Annotated in this window: 20 protein-coding genes; 12 read left to right on the forward strand and 8 right to left on the reverse strand. The window is 72.8% G+C overall.

From position 1 onward, the window contains the following. Position 1: 1 nt before the first annotated feature. Both FLX07_RS28730 and FLX07_RS28735 read left to right on the forward strand, forming a co-directional pair. Complete coding sequence (locus FLX07_RS28730) at positions 2-1,051, forward strand: serine hydrolase domain-containing protein (protein ID WP_223854117.1); 1,050 nt, start codon at positions 2-4, stop codon at positions 1,049-1,051. Between the two features lie 110 nt (positions 1,052-1,161). Then, positions 1,162-1,974, forward strand: a complete 813-nt coding sequence (locus tag FLX07_RS28735; RefSeq protein ID WP_142574817.1) for a DUF1206 domain-containing protein — start codon at positions 1,162-1,164, stop codon at positions 1,972-1,974. A gap of 22 nt (positions 1,975-1,996) precedes the next feature. Here FLX07_RS28735 and FLX07_RS28740 read toward each other — a convergent pair whose 3' ends face one another. After that, the gene (locus tag FLX07_RS28740) at positions 1,997-2,596 is read right to left on the reverse strand and encodes a TetR/AcrR family transcriptional regulator (protein WP_142574818.1); all 600 of its coding nucleotides are present in this window, start codon (positions 2,594-2,596) and stop codon (positions 1,997-1,999) included. A 140-nt stretch (positions 2,597-2,736) separates the two neighbouring features. Between FLX07_RS28740 and FLX07_RS28745 the strand changes: the two genes are divergently transcribed. Next, entirely contained in the window at positions 2,737-3,681 is a 945-nt protein-coding gene (locus FLX07_RS28745) for an SDR family NAD(P)-dependent oxidoreductase (RefSeq protein WP_142574819.1), read from the forward strand. Positions 3,682-3,740: 59 nt separating this feature from the next. Here FLX07_RS28745 and FLX07_RS28750 read toward each other — a convergent pair whose 3' ends face one another. After that, positions 3,741-4,694 carry a methyltransferase domain-containing protein gene (locus FLX07_RS28750; RefSeq protein WP_208762438.1) on the reverse strand — a complete coding sequence of 318 codons (954 nt, stop codon included), beginning with the start codon at positions 4,692-4,694 and terminating at the stop codon, positions 3,741-3,743. Between the two features lie 225 nt (positions 4,695-4,919). Between FLX07_RS28750 and FLX07_RS28755 the strand changes: the two genes are divergently transcribed. From FLX07_RS28755 to FLX07_RS28795, 9 genes are all read left to right on the forward strand, one after another. Beyond that, on the forward strand, positions 4,920-5,603 hold the full coding sequence (locus FLX07_RS28755; protein ID WP_142574820.1) for a DUF998 domain-containing protein: 684 nt from the start codon (positions 4,920-4,922) through the stop codon (positions 5,601-5,603). 48 nt (positions 5,604-5,651) lie between these two features. Then, the gene (locus FLX07_RS28760; RefSeq protein WP_142574821.1) at positions 5,652-6,023 is read left to right on the forward strand and encodes a YciI family protein; all 372 of its coding nucleotides are present in this window, start codon (positions 5,652-5,654) and stop codon (positions 6,021-6,023) included. A 22-nt stretch (positions 6,024-6,045) separates the two neighbouring features. After that, on the forward strand, positions 6,046-7,326 hold the full coding sequence (locus FLX07_RS28765; RefSeq protein WP_142574822.1) for an RNA polymerase sigma factor: 1,281 nt from the start codon (positions 6,046-6,048) through the stop codon (positions 7,324-7,326). Between the two features lie 80 nt (positions 7,327-7,406). Then, positions 7,407-7,976, forward strand: coding sequence for an ArsR/SmtB family transcription factor (locus tag FLX07_RS28770; RefSeq protein WP_142574823.1), 570 nt, complete (start codon positions 7,407-7,409; stop codon positions 7,974-7,976). After that, on the forward strand, positions 7,969-8,820 hold the full coding sequence (locus FLX07_RS28775; RefSeq protein ID WP_142574824.1) for an SRPBCC family protein: 852 nt from the start codon (positions 7,969-7,971) through the stop codon (positions 8,818-8,820). The genes FLX07_RS28770 and FLX07_RS28775 overlap by 8 nt, the downstream gene beginning before the upstream one ends. Beyond that, entirely contained in the window at positions 8,768-9,490 is a 723-nt protein-coding gene (locus tag FLX07_RS28780; RefSeq protein WP_142574825.1) for a class I SAM-dependent methyltransferase, read from the forward strand. Before FLX07_RS28775 ends, FLX07_RS28780 begins: the two co-directional genes overlap by 53 nt. Positions 9,491-9,557: 67 nt before the next feature. Then, entirely contained in the window at positions 9,558-10,106 is a 549-nt protein-coding gene (locus FLX07_RS28785) for a TetR/AcrR family transcriptional regulator (RefSeq protein ID WP_142574826.1), read from the forward strand. A gap of 23 nt (positions 10,107-10,129) precedes the next feature. Beyond that, a complete protein-coding gene (locus FLX07_RS28790) occupies positions 10,130-12,292 on the forward strand; it encodes an MMPL family transporter (RefSeq protein WP_142574827.1) in 2,163 nt (720 codons plus the stop codon). 67 nt (positions 12,293-12,359) lie between these two features. Then, entirely contained in the window at positions 12,360-13,247 is an 888-nt protein-coding gene (locus FLX07_RS28795) for a universal stress protein (protein ID WP_223854118.1), read from the forward strand. Between the two features lie 116 nt (positions 13,248-13,363). Here FLX07_RS28795 and FLX07_RS28800 read toward each other — a convergent pair whose 3' ends face one another. The 6 genes from FLX07_RS28800 to FLX07_RS28825 all read right to left on the reverse strand — a co-directional run bounded on the left by FLX07_RS28800 (position 13,364) and on the right by FLX07_RS28825 (position 19,186). Next, positions 13,364-13,708 carry an RNA polymerase-binding protein RbpA gene (locus FLX07_RS28800; RefSeq protein WP_142574828.1) on the reverse strand — a complete coding sequence of 115 codons (345 nt, stop codon included), beginning with the start codon at positions 13,706-13,708 and terminating at the stop codon, positions 13,364-13,366. Positions 13,709-13,833: 125 nt separating this feature from the next. Continuing rightward, a complete protein-coding gene (locus FLX07_RS28805; RefSeq protein ID WP_142574829.1) occupies positions 13,834-15,183 on the reverse strand; it encodes an MFS transporter in 1,350 nt (449 codons plus the stop codon). 117 nt (positions 15,184-15,300) lie between these two features. Beyond that, complete coding sequence (locus FLX07_RS28810; protein WP_142574830.1) at positions 15,301-16,098, reverse strand: glycerophosphodiester phosphodiesterase family protein; 798 nt, start codon at positions 16,096-16,098, stop codon at positions 15,301-15,303. Between the two features lie 57 nt (positions 16,099-16,155). Further along, positions 16,156-16,461 carry an acyl carrier protein gene (locus tag FLX07_RS28815; protein WP_142574831.1) on the reverse strand — a complete coding sequence of 102 codons (306 nt, stop codon included), beginning with the start codon at positions 16,459-16,461 and terminating at the stop codon, positions 16,156-16,158. Next, positions 16,458-18,128 (reverse strand): fatty acyl-AMP ligase, encoded by a 1,671-nt coding sequence (locus FLX07_RS28820; RefSeq protein WP_142574832.1) that lies wholly within the window; start codon positions 18,126-18,128, stop codon positions 16,458-16,460. Before FLX07_RS28820 ends, FLX07_RS28815 begins: the two co-directional genes overlap by 4 nt. Beyond that, entirely contained in the window at positions 18,125-19,186 is a 1,062-nt protein-coding gene (locus FLX07_RS28825) for an SDR family oxidoreductase (RefSeq protein WP_167748425.1), read from the reverse strand. The genes FLX07_RS28820 and FLX07_RS28825 overlap by 4 nt, the downstream gene beginning before the upstream one ends. Positions 19,187-19,258: the final 72 nt, after the last annotated feature.

Genomic DNA, 19,258 nt, shown 5'->3' on the forward strand with positions numbered 1-19,258 from the left:
GATGCCCGGGCCTGACCAGACGCCTCAGCACATGCTGGAGGACGTCCTGCGGGCGGCCGTGCCCGAGGTCGCCTCGGCGGCGGTCGCCGCGATCGCCGTGGACGGGCGTACGGTCGCCGCGGCCGCCGTGGGCGAAGCCCTGCGGTACGCCGGTCCGTCCGGGGGGCTGCGGGCGCGGCGGCCGGCCGTGGCGATGGACGCGCTCTTCGACATCGCCTCCCTGACCAAGATGTTCACGGCCGCGGTGCTCGTCTCACTGGCCCAGCAGGGCGCGCTCGACCTCGACGAGCCGGTGGCCGCCCGGCTGCCCCGGTTCTACGGGGACCGGCCCGAGATCACGGTACGGCACCTGCTGACGCATTCGGCGGGCCTGCCCGCGAGCCGCCGGGTGGAAAAGGAGCCGGAGGAGGCCCGCTGGGACCTGGTGCTGTCCACTCCGGTGCAGGGGCCGCCGGGGACGCACCTCTACTCGGACGTCGGCATGATCACGGCCGGGCGGCTGGCGGAGGCCGCCGGCGGTGCGCCGCTGGACGTGCTCGTGCGCGAGCGGGTCACCGGGCCGCTCGGGCTCGGCGCCACGACGTACGGGCCGGTCGAGCCGGGCCGGGCCGTCGCCACCGAGTTCAAGCGCGGCATCTGCGTGCGGGGTGAGGTGCACGACGAGACGGCCCACGCGCTGGGCGGCGTGGCCGGGCACGCCGGGCTGTTCTCCACCGCCGCCGACCTCGTGCGTTTCGGCGAGGCGCTGCGCACCGGCGGCGGCCCGGTGCTGTCTCCCGCCTGGACCGCCGAGATGCTGCGTGACCAGGGCGTGCCGGGCGCCGCCTTCCGCCAGGGGCTCGGCGTGCGCATCGACGACCCGGCGATCGTGGGGCCGCTCGCGGGCGCGTTCGGCCACTCGGGCTTCACCGGCACGTCGCTGGTCGTCGATCCCGCCCGCCGGCTGACCGTCGTGCTGCTCACCAACAACGTCCACCCGCTGCGGGGCCGCCCCGGCATCCGCGACCTCCGGCACGCCGTCGCGGCCGAGGCCCTGCGCCTGGCCGGCTGAGCCCGGCGGATGTTTGATCCTCCTCGTCCGGGTCAGTAGGCGGTCAGTCCGGCAGACGGACCGATCCACCGACCGATCCACCGACCGATCCACCGAGGAGAGGAGCCGCGATGACGACCGCCCACCAGGCCGGCCGCCGTCTCGAAGGGGCGGCCCGCAAAGCGGCCGACCACCCTGTCCTGGAGAAGCTCGCCAAGGTCGGGTTCGCCGCCCGGGGCGTCCTGTACGCGATCATCGGCCTGGTCGCCCTCCAGATCGCCTTCGGCGGGGGAGGGGAGGCCGACAAGAGCAGCGCGCTCCAGATCGTCCGCGACGCGCCCCTGGGCGACCCCCTGCTGTGGGTCATGGCCGTCGGCCTGGCCGCACTGACGATCTGGCAGGTCTCCGAGGCCGTCTGGGGCCGGCCGGGGGTCAAGGAGCGCGTGGAGGCCGTGGCCAAGGCCGTCGTCTACGCCGCCCTGGTGTTCTCGATGGTGGCGCTGCTCACGCGCAACAAGGCCGCCTCCTCGTCCGACAGCCAGTCGCAGGACGTCACCAAGACGCTGTTCGAGCTGCCCGGCGGCCAGTTCCTGGTCGGCCTGATGGCGCTGGGCGTGATCGCCCTCGGCGTCTTCTGGATCTACGAGGGCTGGACCGAGAAGTTCATGAAGGACATGTACGTGACCGGGCCCCGTGCCCGCGGTGTCGTCGTCAAGCTCGGCAAGGCCGGCTACATCGCCCGCGGCGTCATCGCGCTGGCCGCCGGCGCCCTGATCGGCCAGGCCGCCCTCACCTACGACCCCGACAAGGCGGCCGGCATCGACGGCGCGCTCAAGGCGCTCGCCGACACCCCGGCCGGGCCGTGGCTGCTCGTCGTGGTCGCCGTCGGTCTGGTGCTGTTCGCCGTCTACTGCTTCGCGGAGGCCCGCTGGCACCGGGTGTGAGCGGGCCCGCCGGAGTCCCGCCTCAGGCAGGCGCGCCCGGCGCTCCGTGGCGCAGGCCGTCCATCAGCAGGTCGAGCAGGCGCCCGGCCTGCTCGCGCTGCGCGGGTTCGCCGGCGGCCAGGCAGATGCCGTTCACGCCGGTGAGCACGTCCTCGGCCGCCACTTCCCGCCGCAGCGTCCCGGCCGCGCCGCCCGCGTCGAGCAGCGTGCCGATCGCCCCGATGAGCCGGTCGCGGCTGTGCGCGTACGGGTTGGCGCCGGAGGCGATCACGGCGCGCAACGCGTCGGCCATGCCCCGCTTGGTCGCCAGGTAGTCGACGAAACGGTCCATCCAGGCGCGCATCGCCACGTCGGGCGGCAACGTGTCCGCGAGCTCGGCCGCCGCGTCGCACAGCTTCGCCAGCTCGTTGCGGTAGGCCGCCTCGATCAGCGCCTCCCTGGTGGGGAAGTGGCGGTAGAGCGTGCCGATGCCGACGCCCGCCTCCTTCGCGATCGCGTCGAGCGTGACGTCCGGCCCGTCCTGGGAGAACGCCCGCACGGCGACGTCGAGCAACCGCTCGCGGTTGCGCCGGGCGTCGGCGCGCAGGGGCTTGGCTCCGGATGGTCGAGCGGGGGTGGACACGGCTCCTCCACGACGCGAGTTGCTAACCGGAGGATCCTCCGATTAGTGTTACAGGCGTACCGGAGGTTCCTCCGGTTTTCCTTGATTGTAGCGGCCGGGCTCCCGAGGGGCGCCTGCCGCCGTACGGGACGGGGACGACCATGACTCAGACCACGCCTATCACCACTCCGTTCACCGGGCAGTCCACCGCGGCCGAGGTCCTGGAGGGCGTCGACCTGCGCGGGCGGCGGGCGATCGTGACCGGAGGGGCGTCGGGAATCGGCGTCGAGACCGCCCGGGCGCTGGCCGCGGCGGGCGCGGAGGTGACGATCGCGGTCCGCGACCTCGACGCGGGAAAGCGGACCGCTGAGGCCATCGCCGCCACCACCGCGGGCGCGCCCGTCCTCGTCGCGCCGCTGGACCTCGCCGACCGGGCCTCCGTCGCCTCGTTCGCCGCCGCGTGGGAGGGGCCGCTGCACATCCTGGTCAACAACGCCGGAGTGATGGCGTGCCCGGAGGCGCGGACGCCGGAGGGCTGGGAGCTGCAGTTCGCCACCAATCACCTCGGTCACTTCGCGCTGACCACGGGACTGCACCCGGCGCTCGCGGCGGCCGGCGGCGCGCGCGTCGTGTCGGTCAGCTCCAGCGCCCACCTGCGGTCGGCGGTCGTCTTCGACGACATCCACTTCCGGGAGCGCCCGTACGACCCGTGGCTGGCGTACGGGCAGTCGAAGACGGCCAACGTGCTCTTCGCGGTCGAGGCAGGCAGGCGGTGGGCCGGCGACGGCATCACGGTCAACGCGCTCATGCCCGGCGGCATCCGCACCAACCTCCAGCGGCACCTGGACCCCGACTACATCGAGCGTCGTCGCGCGCTGGGCAACTCGACCGGCGTGACGTGGAAGAACACCGAGCAGGGCGCGGCCACTTCCGTGCTGCTCGCCGCGTCGCCGCTGGTCGAGGGCGTCAGCGGACGCTACTTCGAGGACAACCAGGAGGCGGAGCCGAATCGGGAGGGGGCCGGCCGGGGCGTCGCGGCGTACGCGCTCGACCCGGAGGCGGCTACCCTCCTCTGGCAGGTGTCGGTGGACCTGCTCGCCCTCTAGCCAGGGCCTGTCTCACAGCCTGGCGGTTTGGCAGCGGTCGGACAACGTTGGATCCGCGCCTAACCGAGTGCCGGCGGCTGCTCGGCTGGACGGCGTCCCCAGGCCGAGATCAGCGGCGCGAGTGTCAGGTCGAGTTCGCCCGCGTGGATGGCGGCCAAGTGCGCGTCGATCTCGGCGTCGTCGGCAAGGCCGGCCGCGAGCAGCTCGCCGCGCACGTGCCGGATGGTCGCCGCCTCCAGCCGGTCGCAGGCCGGCCCGCCGACCGGGAAAGAGCCCGCCGCGGCGACATCCACCAAGCCGGCCTCACGCAATGCCCGCGGCAGTGTCCGGCCGTAGCGCAGGTCCGCGCCGCGGCGCGTCAGCAGCTCCCGGACCGCGTCACGCAGCCGGTTGGCCCGCCGCTGCGCCGGGCCGCTGTCGTCCAGGCATGCCAGTGGCTGCAGAGCGGTGTCGGCGTCCTCGATCAGCAGCCAGCCGCCGGGCCGCAGCGCCGCCGCCATCGTGGCCAACGCCCGAGCCCGGTCGGGCACATGGACCAGCACGAGCCGGGCGTGCACCAGATCGAACGTTCCCGGCTCCGGGGGCGGATCAAGGGCGACGTCGTGCCGGCGCACCTCGTATCCGCCGCCTGCCTCCAGCCACGACGGGTCGATGTCCGTGGCCAGCACGTGCCCGGTCGGACCGACGGCCGCCGCGAGCGCCTCCGGGATGCTGCGGCCACCGGCCCCCACCTCCCAGCAGCGCGAGCCGGCCCCGACCCCCAGCCGATCGAAGTGCCCCCGCGTCACACCGTCGAACAGCTCGGCCAGCCAAACGAATCGCTCGCCCGCCTCGGCGCGTGCGTTGTCCAGCAGGTACCCGCGGGCGGGAGCGGGCTCTCCACCGAGCGCGGTGGTCCCGCCCGTCGGATCCGGTCGGTCACTGTCGCGCGGCGGGCGGGGCGAGGAGGTCATCACCACATGGTCACCTCCCCAGACCACCAGCGCCACGACGACGGGAGAGGGATATCTCACACAGCCATGACAGGACAGCGCGCTGACCGGACTGCCGGCTACGGCCGGTTCGGCCTCCGCTCGCCAGGCCGTCTGTGCCTGCGGCCGGGCGCGGTGCTCCCCGGGAAGCGCCGCCGGAAAAAATCTCGAAAAAGTCCGGGAGGCGTGTCGATCCGGGAGCGTCCCGTTCGAGGAGTGGGTGAAGGGCCGGTGAGGGACCGGCCCCCGCCGGAGGGAGAACCACCCATGACCACCGCCCGCGCCGCCACCGCCCGCCCTGGCACCGCCCGCCCTGGCACCGCTCGCACCTGCGACCGGGAGACCGGCATCACCCGCAGCCTGCTCGGGTACGGCGTGATCGCCGGCCCGGTCTACGTCGGGGTGTCGCTGGCCGAGGCCCTGACCCGGGACGGCTTCGACCTGACCCGGCACGCCTGGAGCCTGCTCGCCAACGGCGACCTCGGCTGGGTCCACATCGCCGTCTTCGTGCTGACGGGGGCGATGACCGTCGCCTTCGCCGTGGGCCTGCGCCGGGCCCACGGTCGCGGCTGGGCCCCTCGCCTGCTGGCCGTGTACGGTCTGAGCCTGCTGGCGGCCGGGGCCTTCCGGGCCGACCCGGCCGGCGGCTTCCCCCGCGGCGTGCCGGCGGGCGAGGCGAGCTGGCACGGCGTCGCGCACCTGGTCTCCGGCGGCGTCGGGTTCGCCTGCCTGGTCGCGGCCTGCTTCGTCCTCGCCCGCCGTTGCGCCCGGAGCGGGCAGGTGGTCTGGGCGTGGAGTTCGCGGGCGATCGGCGTGCTGTTCGCGGCCGGGTTCCTGGCCGTGGCCTCGGGGGCGGGTGCGACCTGGGCCAACCTCGCCTTCACCGGCGCCGTGGTGCTCGGCTGGGCCTGGATCGGCGCCCTCGCTGTGCACGCCTACCGGAACGCCTGACCCGTCCCGCGTTCACCTGATAGATGATTGACCGGAAGGAGACGACCGATGCGTTACATGGTTCTGCTCAGGGCCGCCCAGCCCGCCACCCCGCCGCCCGCCGACCTCATGGAGGCCATCGTCAAGCTCGGCCAGGAGGCGACCGTCGCCGGGGCGCTGCTCGACACCGCCGGGCTGGCGCCCAGCGCGTCCGCGGCGAGGGTGCGCGTGGCCGAGGGCGGGCTCAGCGTGACCGACGGCCCGTTCGCCGAATCGAAGGAGCTGATCAGCTACGCCCTGTACGACGTGCGGTCGAAGGAGGAGGCCGTCGAGTGGGCCGCGCGCTTCATGCGCCTGCACCGCGACCTGTGGGAGGGCTGGGAGGGCGAGGCCGAGGTGGTCAAGGTTCTCGGCCCCGAGGATTTCGCCCCGCCGGCCTGAACGTTGTGAGCTGAGCACTCCGATGACCGGCACCGAGGCGCTGCTCGCGGCGCACCGCGCGATCGAGGCGGTCTGGCGGATCGAGTCCGCCAGGCTCGTGGCGGGGCTGGCCCGCCTCGTCGACGATGTCGGCCTGGCCGAGGAGCTCGCCCAGGACGCGCTGCTCATCGCGCTGGAGCAGTGGCCGGAGGCGGGCGTCCCGGACAACCCGGGCGCCTGGCTCATGGCCACCGCCAAGCACCGCGCGATCGATCATCTGCGGCGGCGCAGCCGCTACGAGCGCAAGCTCCAGGAGATCGGCCGTGACGTCGGGAGCAGGCCGCAGCCGGACCCGGACGCCGACATGCACGACCACATCCGCGACGACATGCTGCGGCTCGTCTTCACCGCCTGCCATCCCGCGCTGACCACCGAGGCGCGCGTCTCGCTCACTTTGCGCCTGCTCGGCGGTCTGACCACCGGGGAGATCGCCCGGGCGTTCCTGGCCACCGAGCCGGCGGTGGCGCAGCGGATCGTCCGCGCCAAGCGCACCCTGGCCGCCAAAGGGGTCAGGTTCGAGATGCCTGCCCCCGGCGACCTGGCCGAGCGGCTGGCCTCGGTGCTGGAAGTCGTCTACCTGATCTTCAACGAGGGCTACTCGGCCACGGCGGGAGACGACTGGACCCGCCCCGACCTCTGCCACGAGGCGCTGCGCCTGGGCCGTCTCCTGGCGGGCCTGCTCCCCGGCGAACCGGAGGTGCACGGCCTGGCCGCGCTGATGGAACTGCAGGCCTCCCGCCTGCGCGCCCGAGCAGGACCGGACGGCGCGCCGGTCCTGCTCCCCGACCAGGACCGGCGCCTGTGGGACCGGCTCCTGATCCGCCGGGGCCTGGAGGCGCTGGAGCGGGCCGAGTCGCTCGGCGGCGCCTTCGGGCCGTACGCCCTGCAGGCGGCCATCGCCGCCTGCCACGCCCGGGCCGTCCGCGGCGGTGACACCGACTGGGAGCGCGTCGCCGCGCTCTACCGGGTGCTCGCCCACGTCTCGCCCTCTCCCGTGGTCGAACTGAACCGCGCAGTCGCGGTCGCGATGGCCGGCGACCCGGCACGCGGGCTGGAGATCGCCGACGCCGTCGCCGGTGACAAGGCCCTGCGCGGCTACCCCCAACTTCCGGCGGTACGCGGCGACCTGCTGGCCCGGCTGGGCCGCACGGACGAGGCGCGGCGGGAGTTCGAACGGGCGGCGTCCCTGACCGGCAACGAGCGGGAGCGGGCCCTGTTCCTGGCCCGCGCCCTGTTCCTGGCCCGCGCGGCCGACCGCGGGTAGCCGACCCCCTTCTGGTGCCTCTTCCTCTTCCGCCAGCCCCATTGACAAAGACAATTTTTACGTACAACATTGTTTTTGCGATGAGAGACATCCTGTACCTGGAGCAGATCGAGCAGGCCGAGGCACTGCTCAAGCCGCAGCGCATCGAGGTGCTGCGGCAGCTGGCCGAGCCCCGCACGTGCACCGAGGTGGCGGCGGTGCTCGACCAGACGCCGCAGCGGGTCTACTACCACGTCAAACGCCTCGTGGAGGCGGGTCTGGTCGACCAGGTCTCCGAGCGGCGGGTGCGCGGCATCACCGAAGGCATCTACCAGGCGAGCGCCCGCTCCTACTGGCTGGCGCCCAGCCTGGTGGGCCGCATCGGCGGGCTGCGCCGCCGGCAGGACGAGCTCAGCCTGGGCTACCTGCTCGACCTCATGGAAGAGGTGCAGGCCGACATCGCCGCGCTCGACCGGGCCGCGCCGGAGTTGCCGTCCATCGCCGTGTCCGGCGAGGTGCGCGTGCCCCCGGAACGCCGCCTGCAGTTCCTGGCCGACCTGCGCACCGCGCTGCAGGACCTGTTCACCCGCTACGGCGGCGCGGAAGGCGACGCCTTCAAACTCGCCGTGGCCTGCTATCCCCACTACCCCCAGGGAGACGACCGTGAGTGAACCGATGATCGTCCGCGTCCGCCTCGCCGCCCCGGTGAAGGAGGTGCGCCACGCGCTGACCGACCCCGCCGCGATGCGGGTGTGGCTGGCCGAGCACGCCGAGGCCGACCTGCCCGGCCGCTACGCGTTCTGGGGCCGCCGCACCCCGGAGGGCGACGCCCCCCACCAGCGCCCGCTGCACGCCGACGACCACACGCTGCGCTTCGCCTGGCTGCTGGACGGCGTGGAGACGACCACCGAGATCACGCTGACGGAGGAGTCCCCGGACGCGACCGTCCTGACCCTGTCGCAGAGCCACTTCGACTTCCAGGACGTCATCACCGGAGCGAGCATCCGGGGCGTGCTGCAGACCTTCTGGTCGCTGGCGCTGTCCAACCTGGCCGACTACGTCGAGGGACGCGAGATCGGCCCCCAGCCCGACTTCACCTCCGCCGACTTCCGCGGCGAGACGGTCATTGACACGCCGGTCGACCAGGTGTTCGACTCCCTGGTCGACTCGGACAAGGCGAGCGACTGGTTCGGATACCCCATCGGCATCGAGCCGCACGTCGGCGGGCGCTTCGCCATGGGCGGCCTGGACGCCGATCCGCACCCCGCGAAGATCATCGACCTGGTCCCCGGCAAGACCATGTCGGCCGACTGGGGACCGGGGGGCGTCGTCACCTGGGACCTGGAGGACAGCGGCGGCAAGACCCGCCTGACGTTCGTCCAGAGCGGCTTCGACACCGCCAACCCGCCGTACGCGGCCTGGACCGGATGGCTCAGCGGCCTGGCCGCGCTGCGCCGTTACCATGAGGCGCCCGGCCGCCACCAGATCTGGCTCCCCGTCGAGCCGGCGGCCTGACCCCACCCCGCCCGCCCGGGTGCTCGACGTCGGCGGCGGCACCGGAGTGCACGCCGTGTGGCTGGCCGCCGACGGCTACGAGGTCGAACTGCTGGACCCGGTCCCGCTCCACGTCGAGCGGGCCGGGGCCCTGCCGGGGTTGACCGCGCGGCTGGGCGACGCTCGCGACCTGCCCCTGCCGGACGCGAGCGCCGACGCGGTCCTGCTGCTGGGCCCGCTCTACCACCTGGCCGACCGCGCCGACCGGGTCGCCGCCCTGGCCGAGGCGCGCCGCGTGGTGCGCCCCGGCGGGCTGGTGGCCGCCGCCACCATCAACCGCTACGCCGCCGTGCACGACATGGTCCACCTGGGGGTCTACGAGCAGGAGCAACACCGCCTGGCCGCGCGCCAGGCCTTGGAGAACGGCCGCCTGCTGGGTCCCGGGCCGGGTTTCCCGGCCTACCTGCACGAGCCCGAGGAGGTGCCCGGGGAGTTCGCCGACGCCGGGCTTCCCGGCACCGAGCGCTACGGCCTGGAGGGCGCCTTCTGGCTGTACGGCGACGTCAACGACTGGCTCGACGACCCCGGACGCCGCAGGCTCATGCTCGACGCCCAGCGCACGCTGGAACGCGTGCCGTCGCTTCTCGGGGTCAGCGGCCATCTGCTCACCCTCGCCCGCCGTCCCGCGTAGGCTCCCGCCTCGGTCAGAGCTGGCCGATCGGTCAAATGTTGGCCGATCGGTCAGCTAAGGTGTCCGTATGGCACGTTCCGCAACCACCATGCGCGCGGACATCCTGGACTCGGCCGTGCGGCTGTTCGCCGCCCACGGCTTCCGCGGCACCTCCCTGCAGGACATCGCCACGGACGCGGGCTGCTCCAAGGCGTCCTTGCTCTATCACTTCACGAACAAGGACGCGATCTTGACCGAGCTGCTGGCGCCCGTCGGGCCGGAGTTCGCCGCGCTGGAGGGGCGGCTCGCCGAACTGGACGGCGAGGAGGCCGCCCGTGCCGCCGTCGCCGGACTCGTCGATCTGTCCCTGCGCTTCCGGCTGCAGGTGAAGATCCTCCTGCAGGACGTCGACGCGCTGATCAACCGGCCGGAACTACCGGACGTGGACGGCATCACCGAACGGCTTACGGACGCCCTGTCCGGCGGTTCGGCCGCCCCCCAGGCCCGGGTCTGGGCCTGGATGGCGATGCTGGGGATCATCCTGACCAGCGCCGGCGAGCTCACGCTCCCCGAGGAGACGCTACGCGCGGAGCTGACCCGCGGCGCGTTGCGGACGCTCGGTCTGCAGACCGACTGACCTCCCGAAGAAAGAGATCTGCTTTGGCAACCCTGCTGTACCGGCTGGGCCGGTTCTCCTTCCGCCGACGCGGGCGCGTGGCCGCCGTGTGGCTGCTGCTGCTCGTGGTCCTGGGCCTGGCCGCCGCGGCCTTCCACGGACCGACCGGCGACAAGTTCGCCATGCCCGGCACCGAGTCGCAGCGGGCGCTGGACGCCCTGGCCAAGGAGTTCCCGCAGGCCAGCGGTGCCACCGGCACCATCGTCGTCGCCGCTGCGCAGGGCCGGAAGCTGGACCCCGCCGCGATCGCGCCGGTGGTCAAGGAGGCCGCCGGCATCCCCGGCGTCGTCGCCGCCCTCGACCCCTTCACGTCCGGCGCCGTCTCCGCCGACGGCCGCTACGCCCTGGTCCAGGTGCAGTTCGCCAACGCGCTCAAGGATGTCACCGAGGCCCAGCGCGAGGCGTACATGAAGGCCGGCTCCTCCGTGACGGGGCTGCGGGTCGAGCACGGCGGTGAGGTGCTGAACGCCGCGCCGGAAGTGGGCGGGTCCGAAGGAATCGGCGTCGTGATCGCCGCGGTGGTGCTGATCGTCACCTTCGGCTCGCTGGTGGCCGCCGGCATGACCCTGCTGAACGCGCTGATCGGCGTGGGGGCCGGCATGGGCGGCCTGTTCGCGCTCAGCGGCGTCGTCGAGCTGACCTCCGTCACGCCGGTGCTGGCGCTGATGCTGGGCCTGGCCGTGGGCATCGACTACTCGCTGTTCATCACCTCCCGCTACCGCCAGTTCCTGGCCGAGGGCGTGGCGCCGGAGGAGGCCGCGGGCCGCGCGGTCGGCACCGCCGGATCGGCGGTCGTGTTCGCCGGTGCCACCGTGGTCATCGCCCTCGCCGGTCTGTCGGTGGTCGGCATCCCGTTCCTGAGCGTGATGGGCCTGGCCGCCGCCGGCACCGTGGCCGTCGCCGTGCTGGTCGCCCTCACGCTGCTGCCCGCCTTCCTGTCGTACGCCGGAGCCCGGGTGCTTCCCCGCAAGCAGCGCACCGGCGAGAGCGCGGGCGCGGGCGGCAGGGGCTTCGGCTACACCTGGGGACGGGTGGTCACCCGGCTGCGCGTGCCGATCCTGCTGGCCGGGGTCCTCGGCCTCGGCGCGCTCGCGCTGCCGGCCCAGGACCTGCGGCTGGCCCTGCCCGACGCCGGCACCGCCGCTCCCGGCACCCCCGCCCGCGAGGCCTACGACCTGACCAGCGAGGGGTTCGGCGAGGGCTTCAACGCCCGCCTGATCGCCGTGGTCTCGGCCGCGGACCCGGCGGCCACGACCGCCGCCGCCGGCGAGGCCGCCAAGCTGATCCAGCAGACCCCCGGCGTGCTGGCCGTGGCCCCGCCGCAGCCCAACGCCGCGGGCACCACCGCGCTGCTGACCATCATCCCCAAGGCCGGACCCACCGCCGCGGCCACCGAGGACGCCGTCCACGCCATCCGCGCCAAGGTCGCCAAGATCGGCGGCGCCGAGATCGCCGTCACCGGCGCGACGGCCGTGGGCATCGACGTCTCCGACAAGCTCGCCGACGCCATGCCGGTGTACCTGCTGCTGGTGGTCGGCCTGTCGGTGCTGCTGCTCATGCTCGTCTTCCGCTCGATCCTCGTGCCGGTCAAGGCGGCGCTGGGCTTCCTGCTCACCGTCGGCTCGACCTTCGGCATCACCGTGGCGATCTTCCAGGAGGGCCACCTGGCCGATCTGCTGGGCGTGGACGTGCCGGGCCCGCTGGTGAGCTTCCTGCCGATCCTGCTCATCGGCATCCTGTTCGGCCTGGCCATGGACTACGAGGTGTTCCTGGTCTCGCGGATGCGCGAGGACTACGTGCGCGGTGACGCTCCCCGCCAGGCGACGATCAACGGTATGGGGCACAACGCGCGGGTCGTCACCGCCGCGGCGCTGATCATGACGGCCGTGTTCGGCGGGTTCGTGTTCATGAACGACCCGATCATCAAGTCGATGGGCTTCGCGCTGGCCGTCGGCGTGCTCGTCGACGCCTTCGTGGTCCGCATGACCCTCGTCCCCGCCGTGATGTCCATGCTCGGCCGCGCCGCCTGGTGGCTGCCCCGCGCCCTGGGCCGGGCGCTGCCCGACCTGGACGTCGAGGGTGAGCGCCTGCGCCACCACCTCACCACCGGCGCCGCCGAATCCCCGGAGCGGGCCGGCGTGATGTGACCCGGGGCCGGAGGTCCCGCTCCGGCGGGACCTTCGGCGCTCGCACGCCCCGGTGGGGAGCGGTCTGATGGAAGGACCGGAGAAGGAGGGCCTCATGATCGTCGTGGGTGTCGACGGCTCGGACGCCGGCATGGAGGCCGCCTGCTGGGCGGCCAGGGAGGCCGGCCTGCGCGGCGTCCCCCTGCGCATCGCCAACGCCATCCCCGCCTGGGCGTGCTCGACCGCGCAGCAGGGTGCGTACACGAAGGTCGCGGCGTGGATGCGCGACGGCGCCGCGGCCGTGCTCGGCGCCGCCACCGAGCGGGTTCTCGCGCAGGCCCCCCGGGTGCCGGTCGACACCGCGATCCTGGCCGGCGACCCGCGCCCGGCGCTCGTCGAGGCGGCGGTGGACGCCGATCTCCTGGTGGTCGGCAACCACGGGCTCGGCGGCTTCCGCGGCCTGATGCTCGGCTCGGTCGCCTACGGCGTGGCCGGTCACGCCCCGTGCGACGTGGTCGTCGTGCGGGAGGTGCCCTCGGCGCCGCGCCCGGAGATCGTGGTGGGCATCGACGGATCGCCCGCCTGCGCCAAGGTACTCGACTTCGCCTTCGCCGAGGCGGCGCTGCGCGGGACGACCCTGCGCGTGGTGCACGCCTACAGTTCCCTGAATGCGGGCGGCGGCCTGGCGCCGCTCCCCGACGACTTCGACGACGAGAAGGCCGAGGTGCGGATGGTCAGGGAGGCTCTCGCCGGGCGGCGCGAGCGCTATCCCGACGTCAAGATCGTCGAGGAGGTCGTCCGGGGTCACCCGGTGGACGTGCTGGGGCAGGCGTCGGCGAACGCCGACCTGCTCGTCATCGGCTCCCAGGGGGCCGGCGAGTTCCGCGGCCTGGTCTTCGGATCGGTCTGCCAGGCCATGCTCCAGCACGCGACGTGCCCCATGGTCGTCGTACGCGTGCCGGCGCCGCCGGGCTGAGCAGCCCGGATCGAGCAGTCAGCCCGGATCGAACAGCCCGGAAGATCAGTCCGGACACGCGGAACGCCCCCGGCGGCCGGAATTTCCTTCCGGCCGCCGGGGGCGTTGCCGACGTCCTACGCGCTCCTGCGCCGCTGCTCGCGCAGAATGGCGAGGCGCTCGTTCAGCACCTCTTCGAGGTCCTCGATCGAGCGACGCTCCAGCAGCATGTCCCAGTGGGTCCGCGGGGGCTTCGCCTTCTTCTGCTGGGGCTGCTCCGCGTCCACCCGCAACGCCGGGCTGCCGCAGTGACGGCACTCCCAGGTCGTGGGAATCTCGGCCTCGACGGCGAGCGGGACGGTGGTGAGATGGCCCTTGGGACACGTGTAGGACACCTCCTGGCGCGGGGCCAGATCGGTGTTGCGGTCGTTCTCGTAGCTGGTCGCGCCGAGCCGGGTACCGCGAAGTGCACGCTCGCCCATGTCTTTAAGCCTCCTGAGGTCCCCGCCTTCGAGGGGTTCGTTCGCCACCGCGTACAACGCCTGATACCGTGTGTGGATTCCCAGCCGAGACCTGATCCAATCGCGCTTTTTCCGTCCCACTGGTCTCAGATGTGGTCGGGCACCTCGTTCCCCGCCTCACGGATGGCCTGAGGCAGGTTGACAACGGTGAGCAGTACGAACCCGATGACGAAGAACACGATCAGCGAGACGATCGCGGTGCGGTAGCTGTCGGTGAGCTGGAGCGCCAGCGTGAGCACCAGCGAGCCGAGGAACGCCGAGCCCTTGTCGCTGATCTGGTAGAGGCTGAAATACTCCGCCTCCCGGCCGGGTGGGATCACCAAAGAGTACAGCGAGCGCGACAGCGCCTGCGTGCCACCCATGACGATCGCGATGGCGAAGGCGATCGCGTAGAACTGGACCGCCGCTCCCTTCTGCAGGAAGTAGGCCACCGCCACCACCACCGTCCACACGACCAGGCTGGCCAGGACCGTGCGCTTGGTCCCGATCCTGGCCGCGATCCACGCGAGCCCGAGCGCGCCGCCGACGGCGATGAACTGCACCATGAGGATCGCCCCGATCTGGTGCGTCTGACTGAGCCCCAGCTCCTGGTCGGCGTACGTCGCGGAGAACCCGATCACCGTCTGCACGCCGTCGTTGTAGATCAGGTAGGCCGCGAGGAACAGCAGCGTGCGGGGATAGCGCCGCAGGTCCATGAGGGTCCGGCCGAGCTGGCGGACGCTGCCGGCCGCGACCCGGGCGGCGGTCGCCTCGTGGACCGGCACCCGCCGGTTGCGCAGGCGCAGCATCGGGATCAGGGTGAACGCGCCCCACCACAGGCCGGCCGACGCCAGGCTCACGCGGACCGCCAGGCCCTCCTCGACCGCGCCGGACAGGTAGAGCACCAGGTTGAGCGCGAGCAGCAGGCCGCCGCCGAGGTAGCCGAAGCCCCAGCCCCTGCTGGAGATCGCGTCGCGTTCCTCCGCGCCGGAGATCTGCGGCAGGAAGGAGTCGTAGACCACGCGCGCCGAGCCGAAGGTCACGTTGGCGACCAGGAACAGCACGCCGCCGAGCAGGTAGCCGCCGCCGGAGACGAGGTAGAAGCCGAGCGTGGCCGCCGCGCCCACATAGGCGAAGGCCCCCAGGATCTGCTTCTTGCGGCCGGTGTGGTCGGCCAGGGCGCCGACGATCGGCATGATCACGATCTGCAGCAGCACCGAGATCGTCACCAGTGCCGTGAAGTACGCCTTCGGCCGCAGGTCGAGGCCCAGGAACGCGACGAAGCCGTCCTCGCCGCCCGCCGCCGTCGTGGCGACCGAGGTCAGGTACGGCCCGAGGAAGACGGTCAGGACGGTCGTCTGGAACGCCGAGTCCGCCCAGTCGTACCAGTACCAGCCGCGTTGCTCGCGCCGCCGGGCGCCGGGGATCTCCTCCTGAACGACCTGGGGAGCGGTCATGGTCTCTCCTCACGGGGGTGGAGCGTCGCCGGGGGCCCGGGGCTCGCAGGGGTTCGGCGGGGGCAGAGGCTCAGCGGCTTCGGCGGGGCGTTCCCGGCCGGGCGTGACGGTCCGGAGTCACGGCTCGGCCGGGCGGGGGTGCCACTGCCCGCGTGACTTGAGCACGTCGCGCAGGCCGCTGATGTTGTCCGTCATGATCCCGTCGACGCCGAGATCGAGCAGATGCGCCATCGTCACCGGGTCGTTCACCGTCCACACGTGCACCTGCATGCCGATCGCGTGCGCGGTCCGCACGAGGGCGCGGGTGGTCACCCGCAGGCCACGGAACCCGATCGGCGCCTGCGCGCACGGCACTCCCGACCGGGCCAGCCCGGACAGCAGCCTGCCGTACCCGCCTCCCATCGCCGCCGTGCGCAGGGCGGCCAGGCCGCGCGGGCCGAGCGAGAAGCAGACCTCCCGGTCGATCGCGCGCCGGGCGCGCGCCAGCCGCGCGTCGGAGAAGGAGGTCAGGCACACGCGGTCGTAGGCGCGGGTGCGGCGGATCGCCCGGGCCAGCGGCGCGATGGCGGCGCTCTCCTTGACGTCGATGTTGAGCCGCACGTCCGGCCAGGCGCCGAGCAGGTCCTCCATCAGCGGGATCTCGTGCCGGCCGCCGATCCTGGCGCTGCGCACCTCGCGGTAGGGCAGCCGTGAGATGCGGCCGGTGCGGTCGGTGACGCGGTCGAGAGTGTGGTCGTGGAACGCGAGCAGGACGCCGTCGGCGGTCGCGTGCGCGTCGGTCTCCAGATAGGTGTAACCGAGCTCGACCGCCCGGGAGAAGGCGGCCATGGTGTTCTCGCGAGCCTCCGCCGCCCCGCCTCGATGCGCGAAGGCGAGCGGTCCGGGATGGTCGAGGAACGCGAAACGGCGATGCACGAGAGGAGTATGCCGGGTTCCGGCCAAACAGTCAGCGCACCAAGATGAACATTTGCGTCACAAGAGTCCCTTGTCATCCATGTCCGACGCTCCTTGTCCGGTCCGGTCGCGCGCCACGAGGCCGGCCAGGTGGGCGGCGATGTCGTCGATCGTGGGGTGATCCCAGGCCAGGGTCGGCTCGACCAGGAGGCCGACGGCCTCCTCCACGTCGACGCACAGACTGAGCGCGTGGATCGAGTCCAGGCCGTAGGAGCGGAGCTTGACCGACGGGTCGATCTCCGCGGGTGGCCGCCCGACATAGACGGCCACCCGCTCGATCAGCCATCGGCGCAGGTCGTCGTGGGGCCCGGGGGCGGTGTTCATGCGACGGTCTCCAGCAGGTCGTTGAGCGCGGGTTCCAGCTCGGCGTGCAGCGGGGTGAGGGTTCCGCTGAGGAACAGCTCCCGCATGTGGCGGCGGCGAAGCTTGCCGCTGGTGGTCTGCCGCACCGCGCCACGGGCCACCAGCATCAGGCTCAGCGGGATGCCGAACTCCCGCGTCACCTGGTCCATGACCCGGTCGGCCGTCTCGCCGAGGTCTCCCTGTCCCCGCCGCATCTCCTGCACCACAACGACGTGCTCCCCGCCGTCCGCGCGGCGGACGCCGAAGGCGGCGCTGCGCCCCGCGGCCGGGTTGGCCCGCGCGGCCGCCTCCTCCAGGTCCTGCGGATAGAGGTTGCGGCCGTTGACGATGATCACATCCTTGATCCGCCCCGTCACGTAGAGCTGGCCGTCGAGCAGGAACCCCAGATCCCCGGTGCGCAGCCAGCGCCCGTGCTGTGCGGAATCGCCGGCCCGGAAGGTCGCGCGGGTCTCCGCCGGGCGGCCCCGGTAGCCGAGGGCGACGCTGGGGCCCGAGACCCAGATCTCCCCGATCTCGCCGTCGGCGAGGGAGCGCGAGCCGTCCGGTTCGACGATCCGCAGGTCGAGCCCGGAGACCGGGCCGCACGCGACCAGGGGAGTCCCCTCGGGCGCCGGGACCGCCCGATGCCGTTCCAGCGCGGAAGGGTCGAACCGCCGCACGGTCACGCCCTGCCCCTGGGGCACGCAGGTGACCATCAAGGTGCATTCGGCCAGGCCGTAGCCGGGGTTCCAGGCGGTCGGGCGGAAGCCGGCGGGAGCGAACCGCCGCTCGAACTCGGCGAGCGTGCCGGCGCGGATCGGCTCGGCTCCGCTCACGGCCATGGTCAGTGAGGACAGGTCGAGGCCGGCGAGTTGCTCGTCGGTGATCCTGCGCGTGCACCAGGCGTATCCGAAGTCCGGCGACACGGTCCAGTCCGCGCCGTACCGGCTGATCAGCTCCAGCCAGCGCACCGGCCGCGCGACGAATGAGGCCGGTGACATGAACACCAGGTCGGCGCCCGTATGGAGCGCCTGCAACTGGAGGCCGACCAGGCCCATGTCGTGATAGTGGGGCAGCCACCCGGCCAGCCGCCGCACCGGCCTGTCCCGGGCGAGCAACCGGAAGAGCTCCAGGTTGTGCAGCAGGTTGCCGTGCGAGACCTCGACTCCGCGCGGGTCGCTCGTGGAGCCGGAGGTGTACTGCAGATAGGCGATGGTGGCGCCGGTCATGGCCGGCGGGGTCCAGGCGTCCGGATCGGCGGCGGCGTGATCGGCCACACAGGCCGAAAAGGCGGACAGCTCGGACACGTGCCCGGAATCGGTCAGGACCAGCCGCGCGCCCGCGTCCCGCATCAGTGTCCGTACGCGGCTCCCGTGCGCCGCGCCCGTGTCCGGCAGGGGAGCGGGGATCGCCGGCACCCGGGCGTAGAGACAGCCGAGGAACGCGACGGTGAAGTCGAGCCCCGCCGGGTAGAGCAGCAGCACCGGCTGATCGGTCAGGCCGCGTCCGGCGAGCCACACGGCGGTGGCGCGTGCCCGCCTGTCCAGCTCGGTGAAGGGGAGCCGGACCGGGCTGCCGTCGTCCCGCACGAAGACGAACTCCCGATCGTCGGCGAGGCGGGCCCGTATGTGTGCGACGAAGTCGGTCATTCGGGCAGTCCCTCTCGTACGTACCAGGAGATCAGCCGGTCGAGGGTCGAGCGGGTGACGGCGGGCGGGGCCGTCGCGTCCCGCCACGCGAATTCGTAGTGGTGCCGGAAGTAGACCGCGGTGTACTTGGCCCGCATGTTGACCACCGCCTCGAACCGGCTGAACGGCCTGTCGCGGATCTCTTCGAGCGTGGCGGGAACCAGTTCGATCGGCAGGTGGGCGTTGATCACGTCGAACAGGTCGCGCACCGGCACGGTGGCTCCGTTCACCACGTGGGAGACCGGACGCACCCGGTCCGCGGCGGCGAGCGAGACCAGCCGGGAGACCGTGGTGTCGACGGGGGTCAGGTGGAGGTTGGCGTCCGGATGGCAGGGGATGCGGACCCGCTCCCCGGGCGTGCGCCGGGCGAAGAAGGAGATCACGCGGAGGAAGTCGTACAGGCCGTAGTCGGTCAGCGCCCGACCCGTGCGGGAGTGCCCGACCATCACGCCGAGCCGGGCCACCAGGGCGGTGCCCTCGCGGACGGACCGCGACCGTGCCAGCGCGATCTCCGCCTGGCGTTTGGAGTATTCGTAGAAGTTGCGGAACCGGTCCGGCGGATCGTGCGACGGCCAGTCCTCGGGCACGGGGCCCTCGGTGTCGAGCCCGCACTGATAGGCCGTCCCGACGAGGATGTAACGCGAGCCGGGCCGGGCGTGCCGCTCGTAGGCAGACAGCGTGTTCGCCGATCCCGTCACGTTCACGTCCAGGAGCTCCTCCTCGCGGCGGGGGAAGAAGGTGACGAGCGCGGCGACATGCCAGTAGGTGCAGGGCTCGGCGAACACCTCGGCGAACGGAAGACCGAGGTCCGGCTCGTCCAGCGCCAGCCCGCGCACCCGGAGGCGTCCCGCCGGGGACTCGTCGAGGCCGAGGCAGCCCAGCGCGTCCGCGACCCGGCGGCGCACCACCTCCGCGGAGGCGCGGGCGAGGGCGATCACCTCGTCGCCTTGGGCCAGCAGTGTGCCGATGAGATGAGAGGCCACGAAGCCGTTGGCCCCGTCGATCACGTGAATCCGCACCACGGCACCTTCCCACAAGTGGTCGCGGAAGGTAAAGTCACGGTCGCTCACGGTAACGGAACTCGGGAGGGG

Origin of the sequence: Microbispora bryophytorum (genome assembly GCF_006874465.1) — a bacterium.
GTDB classification, from domain to species: Bacteria; Actinomycetota; Actinomycetes; order Streptosporangiales; family Streptosporangiaceae; genus Microbispora; species Microbispora bryophytorum.